This window comes from Aeromicrobium duanguangcaii (genome assembly GCF_024508295.1).
In the GTDB taxonomy this organism is placed as follows: Bacteria; Actinomycetota; Actinomycetes; order Propionibacteriales; family Nocardioidaceae; genus Aeromicrobium; species Aeromicrobium duanguangcaii.
Genome location: NZ_CP101990.1, coordinates 3125763 through 3133793, shown reverse-complemented (window position 1 = coordinate 3133793; position 8031 = coordinate 3125763). Strand labels below are relative to the sequence as shown.

General features: G+C 68.7%; 11 protein-coding genes. 8 read left to right on the top strand and 3 right to left on the bottom strand.

Annotation, left to right across the window (positions count from 1 at the left end):
- Positions 1 to 212 precede the first annotated feature (212 nt).
- From rpmH to NP095_RS15190, 8 genes are all read left to right on the top strand, one after another.
- Positions 213 to 350, top strand: a complete 138-nt coding sequence (gene rpmH / locus NP095_RS15225; protein ID WP_187411626.1) for a 50S ribosomal protein L34 — start codon at positions 213 to 215, stop codon at positions 348 to 350.
- 6 nt (positions 351 to 356) lie between these two features.
- Complete coding sequence (rnpA, locus tag NP095_RS15220) at positions 357 to 707, top strand: ribonuclease P protein component (RefSeq protein ID WP_232418277.1); 351 nt, start codon at positions 357 to 359, stop codon at positions 705 to 707.
- Positions 704 to 955, top strand: coding sequence for a membrane protein insertion efficiency factor YidD (gene yidD, locus NP095_RS15215; protein WP_306173267.1), 252 nt, complete (start codon positions 704 to 706; stop codon positions 953 to 955). Before rnpA ends, yidD begins: the two co-directional genes overlap by 4 nt.
- Positions 940 to 1956, top strand: coding sequence for a membrane protein insertase YidC (gene yidC / locus NP095_RS15210; protein WP_232418278.1), 1017 nt, complete (start codon positions 940 to 942; stop codon positions 1954 to 1956). Before yidD ends, yidC begins: the two co-directional genes overlap by 16 nt.
- Positions 1949 to 2413 carry a Jag family protein gene (locus tag NP095_RS15205; protein WP_232418279.1) on the top strand — a complete coding sequence of 155 codons (465 nt, stop codon included), beginning with the start codon at positions 1949 to 1951 and terminating at the stop codon, positions 2411 to 2413. The genes yidC and NP095_RS15205 overlap by 8 nt, the downstream gene beginning before the upstream one ends.
- Positions 2410 to 3021, top strand: a complete 612-nt coding sequence (gene rsmG, locus NP095_RS15200) for a 16S rRNA (guanine(527)-N(7))-methyltransferase RsmG (RefSeq protein WP_232418280.1) — start codon at positions 2410 to 2412, stop codon at positions 3019 to 3021. Before NP095_RS15205 ends, rsmG begins: the two co-directional genes overlap by 4 nt.
- A gap of 85 nt (positions 3022 to 3106) precedes the next feature.
- Positions 3107 to 4051, top strand: coding sequence for a ParA family protein (locus tag NP095_RS15195; RefSeq protein ID WP_404801099.1), 945 nt, complete (start codon positions 3107 to 3109; stop codon positions 4049 to 4051).
- Positions 4048 to 4953 (top strand): ParB/RepB/Spo0J family partition protein, encoded by a 906-nt coding sequence (locus tag NP095_RS15190; protein WP_232418281.1) that lies wholly within the window; start codon positions 4048 to 4050, stop codon positions 4951 to 4953. Before NP095_RS15195 ends, NP095_RS15190 begins: the two co-directional genes overlap by 4 nt.
- Positions 4954 to 5025: 72 nt before the next feature.
- Here NP095_RS15190 and trxA read toward each other — a convergent pair whose 3' ends face one another.
- From trxA to NP095_RS15175, 3 genes are all read right to left on the bottom strand, one after another.
- Positions 5026 to 5352, bottom strand: coding sequence for a thioredoxin (gene trxA, locus NP095_RS15185; protein ID WP_232418282.1), 327 nt, complete (start codon positions 5350 to 5352; stop codon positions 5026 to 5028).
- A gap of 26 nt (positions 5353 to 5378) precedes the next feature.
- A complete protein-coding gene (gene trxB, locus NP095_RS15180) occupies positions 5379 to 6353 on the bottom strand; it encodes a thioredoxin-disulfide reductase (RefSeq protein WP_232418283.1) in 975 nt (324 codons plus the stop codon).
- A gap of 75 nt (positions 6354 to 6428) precedes the next feature.
- Positions 6429 to 8000, bottom strand: coding sequence for a protein kinase family protein (locus tag NP095_RS15175; RefSeq protein ID WP_232418284.1), 1572 nt, complete (start codon positions 7998 to 8000; stop codon positions 6429 to 6431).
- Positions 8001 to 8031: the final 31 nt, after the last annotated feature.

Genomic DNA, 8031 nt, shown 5'->3' with positions numbered 1-8031 from the left:
ATTTGTGGAGGCCGTTCGGCGTGTCGTGTGGACCCTGCCCCGCACTCAGGATAAGGCTTGCGACTTTGGGTCGGTTTGACCACGTCAGGCCGCCCCCCGTACCGTTGAGGGGTCGTCTCGAACGACGTCCGCCGCGTGCCCATGAACAGTTCCGGTCGTGGGCGAGCGGTGGCCCCTCCCCGTTGGGTCACGATCCGTAAGAAGGACCTCCTGTGAGCAAGCGCACTTTCCAGCCGAACAACCGTCGCCGCGCCAAGAAGCACGGCTTCCGCCTCCGCATGCGCACGCGTGCCGGTCGCTCGATCCTCGCGGCCCGTCGCCGCAAGGGTCGCGACAAGCTCTCGGCCTGATTCCGCGTGCTGGCGCGCGTGCACCGCATGCGCGACGGTGAGGAGTTCCGCCAGGCGATGCGCCGTGGTGGCAAGGGTGTCCAACCCGACCTCGTCGTTCACGTGGGTGGACCTGTCGAACCGGCGGACGTCACGTCCGTCGGTTTCGTCGTGTCCAAGAAGGTGGGCCGTGCCCACGAACGCAACCTCGTGAAGCGACGCCTGCGACACCTCATGCGCGACCGGATCGACGCGGTTCCCTCGGGATCGAAGGTCGTCGTGCGAGCTCTTCCCGGTGCGGCCTCTCGTCAGGCGGCCGCCCTGGCACCTCAATTGGACCAAGCACTGCACACGGCAGCGTCGCGGGTGCGACGATGATGCGCTGGATCGTGGCGAGTTTGCTGCGGGCCTATCGCTTCGCCATCAGCCCGATGTACGGGCAGGTGTGCCGCTACTACCCGAGCTGTTCGGCATACGCCCTGGAAGCGGTCGAGACGCACGGCGCCCTGCGGGGTTGCTGTCTCGCGATCCGTCGCCTCGGTCGGTGCCACCCCTGGGCCGCCGGCGGGTACGATCCCGTGCCGTCCGGCAGCCGTGAACGAGGAGAAGCATGTTCGACTTCCTAGGCAGCATCGGCGGCGCCATCATGACGCCGCTGTACTACTTCACGTCCGGCATCGTGCTCGCGTGGCACTGGCTGTTCGAGCAGATCGGCCTCGATCCGAACGCCGGATGGTCCTGGGCGCTGGCGATCGTGGGCCTCACGCTCACGATCCGTGCGATGTTGATCCCGCTGTTCGTCAAGCAGATCAACTCCAGTCGCAACATGCAGCTGATCCAGCCGCAGTTGCAGGAGCTGCGCAAGAAGTACGGCCACGACCGTGAGCGCTTCGCCCAGGAGCAGATGAAACTGTTCCAGGAGACGGGCACCAACCCCTTCTCCTCGTGCATGCCGCTGCTGTTGCAGATGCCGATCTTCTTCGCCCTGTTCCGCGTGATTGACCAGGCGTCGCGCAAGGGCGCCGACGGCGCGAAGGGCTTCCTGACCGGTGAGCAGGCCGAGTCCCTGGCCAACGCCGAGTGGCTGGGCGGCCGCATCGCCGACACGTTCATGTCGAGTGATCATCTCGAGACCAAGATCATCGCGATGATCATGGTCGTGGCCATGTGTGGCACGCAGTTCTTCACGCAGAAGCAACTGATGACCAAGAACATGACGGCCGAGGCGTTGAACGGTCCGTTCGCCCAGCAGCAGAAGATCCTCCTCTACGTCCTGCCCGTTGTCTTCGCCGTGTCTGGCGTCGCGTTCCCGCTCGGCGTGCTGGTCTACTGGACCACCTCGAACCTGTGGACGGCGGGCCAGCAGTACTGGGTCATCCGCAACAACCCGGCGCCCGGCACCCCCGCCTTCAAGGCCAAGCAGGAGCGCGACCTGGCCAAGGGCAAGACGGTCCAGCCCGATCCCGCGATCCAGGTCGAGACCGAGACCGAGGCTCAGCGCATCAAGCGCCAGCAGCCGAAGAAGAAGACGCGCGACCAGCGCCGCAAGAGCGGCTCCCCCCAGCCGAAGCAAGCCAAGCCGAAGCCGAAGCAGAACAAGCCCGCGCAGGAGGACCCCGATGAGTGACAGCGATCTGGAACGCGAAGGCGACATCGCGGCCGACTTCCTCGAGGAGCTGCTCGACATCGCTGACCTCGACGGCGACATCGACATCGACGTGGACGGTGATCGTGCCGCGGTCGAGATCATCGGCGGCAACCTGAGTCACCTCGTGGGTCCCGATGGCGAGGTGCTCGATGCGCTGCAGGAGCTGACCCGCCTGGCGGTCTACCGCGAGACCGGCGACCGCAGCCGGCTGATGCTGGACGTCGACGGACACCGTGCCGCCCGCAAGGCCGCTCTCGTCGAGCTGGCCGCGGACGCGATCGAGCAGGTCAAGGCTGACGGGGAGCCGCTGCCCCTCGATCCCATGTCCCCCTTCGAGCGCAAGGTCATTCACGACGCGGTCGCTGATGCGGGACTCCGTAGCGAGTCGGACGGCGCCGGGCCTACTCGCCACGTCGTCGTACTGCCGGCCGAGTGACTGTTTCACGTGAAACGGCAGCGTTCGGCGAGCGCCTCCCGCTCGCCGAACGCTATGCCGAGATCCTGGCTACGGCCGGTGTCGAGCGCGGCCTGATCGGTCCGCGCGAAGTCGACCGCCTGTGGGACCGCCATCTGCTGAACTGCGCCGCCCCGGTCGTTCGCGTTCCTGAGAACGCCACGGTCGCGGATGTCGGAGCCGGGGCCGGACTCCCCGGCCTGGTGTGGGCCATCGCGCGCCCCGATCTGCACGTCACCTTGATCGAACCCCTCCTGCGTCGAGCGACCTTCCTCGAGGAAGCCTCCGCGGAGTTGGGCCTGGACAACGTGACGGTGCTGCGGGCGCGCGCCGAAGAGGTTTCCGAGAAGTACGACGTCGTCACCGCCCGTGCGGTGGCGGCCCTCGACAAGCTGGGCCGCTGGTGCATGCCCCTGGTGAAGCCGGGCGGAATGCTGCTCGCGCTCAAGGGACGCAGCGCCGCAGAAGAGGTCGAGTCCGCGCGCGCCACCCTCAAGCGTCTGAAGGCCGGCGATATCGTGGTGGCGACGTACGGACAGGACTGGGGACTCGAGGTCCCCACGACTGTCGTCGAAGTCCAGCGCAGATGAGCATCCGTGGAACGTACTGACGTTCCACGTGAAACATGCCGTGGAATGCCCTGGCGTTCCACGTGAAACATGACAGGGAGCCGTAGTGACGATTCCGACAGCCGCCGACTTCGCAGAGGAGCCGGTGGAGGCATCCGCCTCCACGCCCCTCGCCGATCAAGCGAGCCAGCACGTCGAACTCATGGAGCGCCTGGCCCGTAGCGGCCGATACGAGCGACCGACCCGCACCCGGGTGTTCGTCGTGGCGAACCAGAAGGGTGGCGTCGGCAAGACGACCACCTCGGTCAACCTCGCTGCCGCGATGGCGGCCAAGGGACTGTCCGTGCTGCTGATCGATCTCGATCCGCAGGGCAACGCCTCGACCGCAGCGGCGATCCCGCACGCATCCGGCACTCCGGGAACGTACGAGGTGCTGCTGGACGAGTTGCCGATCGAGGACGCGGTCCAGAACAGCCCGGACATCCCCGCACTGCGCGTCGTTCCGGCCACGATCGACCTGGCCGGAGCCGAGATCGAGCTCGTCGGGCTCGAGCAGCGCGAACGCCGCCTCCGTACGGCGATCGACACCTACCTGGCCGGCCCCGGCTCGGATGTCGACTACGTCTTCATCGACTGCCCGCCGTCGCTGGGGCTGTTGACCATCAACGCGATGGTGGCGGCGCGCGAGGTGTTGATCCCGATCCAGTGCGAGTACTACGCGCTGGAGGGTCTGAGCCAGCTACTCGGCAACATCGGCCTGGTGCAGCAGCACCTCAACCAGGACCTCGACGTGTCGACGATCCTGCTGACGATGCACGACGCCCGCACGAACCTGAGCTCGAGCGTTGCCGCGGAGGTGCGCGGTCACTTCGGAGATCGCGTGCTGTCCACGGCGATCCCGCGCTCGGTGCGGATCAGCGAGGCGCCGGGATACCAGCAGACGATCATCACGTACGATCCGAACTCGACGGGCGCGCTCTCCTACATGGAGGCGGCCCGTGAGATCACGCAACGCGGCGCGGCCTCGGCCGACGAAGGAGCATCGTCATGAGCACACCCCGCCCCGGCCTCGGCCGCGGACTCTCCGCCCTCATTCCCACCTCGCCGGCCCAGGCCAAGGAGTCCGGCCTGGCCGAGGTCGCCGGCGCCCGGCTGCGTGAGCTGCCCGTGGGTCAGATCTCGCCGAACCCGCGCCAGCCGCGCACGGTGTTCGACGAGGAGGCCATGAACGAGCTCGTGCACTCCATCAAGGAGATCGGCCTGTTGCAGCCGATCGTCGTGCGGCAGACCGGGCCGGATCGCTACGAGCTGATCATGGGGGAGCGGCGCTGGCGCGCCACCCAGAAGGCCGGCCTCGAGACGATCACCGCGGTCATCCGCGAGACGACCGACGAGGACCTGCTGCGCGACGCGCTGCTGGAGAACCTGCACCGGTCCGAGCTCAACCCGCTGGAAGAGGCGGCGGCGTACCAGCAGCTCCTGGAGGACTTCGGCTGCACGCAGGAAGAGCTCTCCGAGCGCATCGGCCGGTCCCGTCCGCAGATCACCAACACGATCCGGCTCCTGAAGCTCCCTCCCGCGGTCCAGCGCCGCGTCGCGGCGGGCGTCCTGTCCGCAGGCCACGCACGGGCGTTGCTCGCGGTCCCGAACCCGGAGCTGCAGGACCGACTGGCCTCCCGTGTCGTCGCGGAGGGGATCTCGGTGCGTCAGCTCGAGGAGATCGTCCGCTTCGGGGACGAGGACGCGACCCCCTCGGCTCGCAAGCTCTCGACGCGGCCCACCTCGGCACGGGTCGGCGAGCTCGCGCATCGACTGTCGGAGCGGTTCGACACGCGGGTCAAGGTCGACTTCGGCAAGTCCAAGGGCAAGATCGTCGTCGAGTTCGCCACGATCGGCGACCTGGAGCGCATCGTCGAGCTGATGGATCCGAACTCCAGCCAGAAAGTCGACTAATCAACTAAGCGACTCAACAACAAAGCCACTTGTCGATAAGTCGACAAGTGGCTTTGTTGGTTACAGCAGAGGTCAGGCGACGAACTCCGAGATCTCGGTGAGGATCGCCGACTTCGGTCGAACGCCCACGATGGAGCGGACGAGCTCGCCCTGGTAGTAGAGGTTGATCGTCGGCAGGCCGGTGACCCGGTACTGCGCCGGCGTGACGGGGTTGGCGTCGGCGTCCATCTTGACGACGGTCAGCGAGCCCTCCTTCTCGGCGGCGATCTCCTCGAGGATCGGGGCCAGCTGGCGGCACGGGCCGCACCAGGAGGCCCAGAAGTCGACGAGGACAGGTCCCTCGGCCTTGAGGACGGTGGACTCGAAGTCCGCGTCGGTGACGGCGGTGATGTCAGCCATGTTTCTCCTTGGGTGGGTGCGGGTGGTCAGTCGGTCAGGGCGACCGCGGGCTCGGGGAACCCGGCGGCCTCGATGTCGGCCAGGAAGCGCTCGGCGTCCAGGGCGGCCTGGCAGCCCGTGCCGGCCGCGGTGATCGCCTGGCGGTAGGTGTGGTCGACCAGGTCCCCGGCGGCGAAGACGCCGCGCAGGTTCGTCGCGGTCGAGCCCGGCTGCGTGAGCACGTAGCCCTCGTCGTCCAGATCGACCTGACCGACGAGCAGCTCGGAGCGCGGGTCGTGGCCGATGGCGATGAACAGGCCGCTGATGTCGAGCCGGCGGGCCTCGCCGGTGACGGTGTCGCGCAGCGTGACGCCCTCGAGGATGCCCTCGCCGTGGATCTCGTCCACCGCGCTGTTCCACGCGAAATCGAGCTTGTCGTTGGCCATGGCGCGCTCGGCCATGATCTTGCTGGCGCGCAGCTCGTCACGGCGGTGGATCAGCGTGACCTTGTCGGCGAAGCGCGTGAGGAACAGCGCCTCTTCGACGGCCGAGTCGCCACCGCCGACGACGGCGATGTCCTTGCCGCGGAAGAAGAAGCCGTCGCACGTGGCGCACCAGCTGACGCCGTGACCGGACAGCGCGTCCTCACCCTCGATGCCGAGCTTGCGGTAGCCCGAGCCCATGGCCAGGACGACCGCGTGGGCGCGGTACGTCGAGCCGTCGGCCAGCTGCACCGTCTTGATGTCGCCGGTCAGGTCGCAGGACGTGACGTCGTCGGCGACGAGCTCGGCGCCGAACCGCTCGGCCTGGGCCCGCAGGTTGTCCATCAGGGCCGGGCCCATGATGCCGTCGGGGAAGCCGGGGAAGTTCTCGACGTCGGTGGTGTTCATCAGAGCGCCACCGGCGGTCACGGAACCCTCGAAGACGAGGGGGTTGAGGTTGGCTCGCGCGGCATAGATGGCAGCCGTGTACCCGGAGGGGCCGGAGCCGATGATGATGAGACTACGGACGTCGTCGGTCATGGAGAAACGCTTTCGATCGGGTTCACGTGGTGCAACGGATTCTAGGTGCTGGATGTTCCCGCGCGGTGGCCTCACTCATCGGCCGCGCACGATCACGCTGCGGATCTCTCCGCGGAACTCCCCGGGTGCGACCTGGGGCAGGGAACGCAGCCACACCACCACGAAGCGGGTGCGGGCGTCACGGGGCAGCGCGACCGAGAGGTCCTCGGTCGCGCCGTTGAGCGTGGCCACCTCGCGCAGCTCGTCCAGCGAGCGAGGCAGGGTCGTGGTGGTCGCCGGCGCGGTCAAGATCGACAGGTCGGTCGGGGTGCCGGCCAGGCGCAGCCGGACCTGCTCGACCTGACGCACGGCGCCGAGGTCGAGGATGACGCCCACGCCGTCCTTGAGACCACCGAGATCGGCCCGGCCGAAGTACGTGCTGGTGCGCCACCCGGTGGCGGGGTCGTCGTCGATGGCGGCGCCGGTCTGGTCGGGGCTCTCGGCGCCGTCGCCGCCCTGGGGGTCGAAGTCGACGACCCGCTCGACGGGCAGGACGCGGACCGGGGCGTCGGGCGCGGACTGCGAGAACGGGTCACCCTGACGTCCGGACTCGCGTCCGACCAGGAACGCCAACACGCCGGACAGGACGATCGCGGTGACCAGTCCCAGCAGGATCAGGGCGCGGTCGCCGTGCGTCATCGACTGCATCCGCGTCGCGAGGCGCTCGCGACGGGTGGGCGGCTTCGGAGCGAAGGCCTTGGGCCGGCGGCGCGGCGGCTCGAGGCCCGGGGGCGGCCCGGACGGCTCGACGACGGGGTCCATCCGCAGCAGGTCGGGCGACGTCACGTCGTACCCGAGCGGCTCGTCGAACAGGTCCTCCTCACCCTCGGCAGCCTGGTAGAGCACCCGGGCGATCTCCTCGGCCGTCGTGAGGGCATCGTGCGGGTGCCGGCCCGGCTCGAGGATGCGGTCGCAGATGTCGTCGAGCTCGCGCAGCACGCCGGCGCGCACCTGGCGCGGACGCAGCAGATGGCCGTGCACGGTGGGCGCCGCGCGCAGACCGTCGACGTGACCGCCGGGCCAGCGGCTGACCAGGCAGGCGTAGAGCAGCTTGCCGAGCGCATTCACGTCCGCGGCCCGGTAGGCCTCCATGTCGTCCGCGGAGTCCTGGTGCTCCACGGGCGCGAGCGCGGTGGCGACGCCCAGGCCGACGATGCGCACGGCGCCCGACTCCTTCAGCAGGACCTGGTGCGGGGTCAGCCGGCGGTGGACCAGCCCGCGGTCGTGCGCGTGTGCCAGCGACTCGGCCACCTCGGCGACGACGGTGGCAGCGCGCCGGTTCGGCAGCGGGGACTGGGCCAGGACCCGGCTCAAGGGCGTCGCCTTCGCCCACTCGCGCACGACGACGTGGACGCCGTCCTCCTCCTGCAGCAGGTCCAGGACGCGCAGGAACCGGTGGTCCGTGACGCTGGTCGAGCGCCGGGCCGCCTGCAGGAAGTTGTCACCGCGCGGATCGTCGGCCGAGAGCATCTCGACCCGGACGTTGCGGTGCAGGATGCGGTCGACGGCGCGCCAGTTCGAGGCACCGAGGCTCTCACTGACCAGATCGGCGAGTTCGTACCGCGAGGCGAGTACGTCGCCGGAGACGTGGGGTCTCCGGTCACTCATCGGTCCTCAGTCCTCCTCGGCACGCGGCGGG

What these genes read in the sequence shown, in the direction of transcription:
- yidD (WP_306173267.1), top strand. Translation starts at nt 704, where the DNA reads ATGATGCGCTGGATCGTGGCGAGTTTGCTGCGGGCCTATCGCTTCGCC.
- yidC (WP_232418278.1), top strand. Translation starts at nt 940, where the DNA reads ATGTTCGACTTCCTAGGCAGCATCGGCGGCGCCATCATGACGCCGCTG.
- NP095_RS15205 (WP_232418279.1), top strand. Translation starts at nt 1,949, where the DNA reads ATGAGTGACAGCGATCTGGAACGCGAAGGCGACATCGCGGCCGACTTC.
- NP095_RS15190 (WP_232418281.1), top strand. Translation starts at nt 4,048, where the DNA reads ATGAGCACACCCCGCCCCGGCCTCGGCCGCGGACTCTCCGCCCTCATT.
- trxA (WP_232418282.1), bottom strand. Translation starts at nt 5,352, where the DNA reads ATGGCTGACATCACCGCCGTCACCGACGCGGACTTCGAGTCCACCGTC.
- trxB (WP_232418283.1), bottom strand. Translation starts at nt 6,353, where the DNA reads ATGACCGACGACGTCCGTAGTCTCATCATCATCGGCTCCGGCCCCTCC.
- NP095_RS15175 (WP_232418284.1), bottom strand. Translation starts at nt 8,000, where the DNA reads ATGAGTGACCGGAGACCCCACGTCTCCGGCGACGTACTCGCCTCGCGG.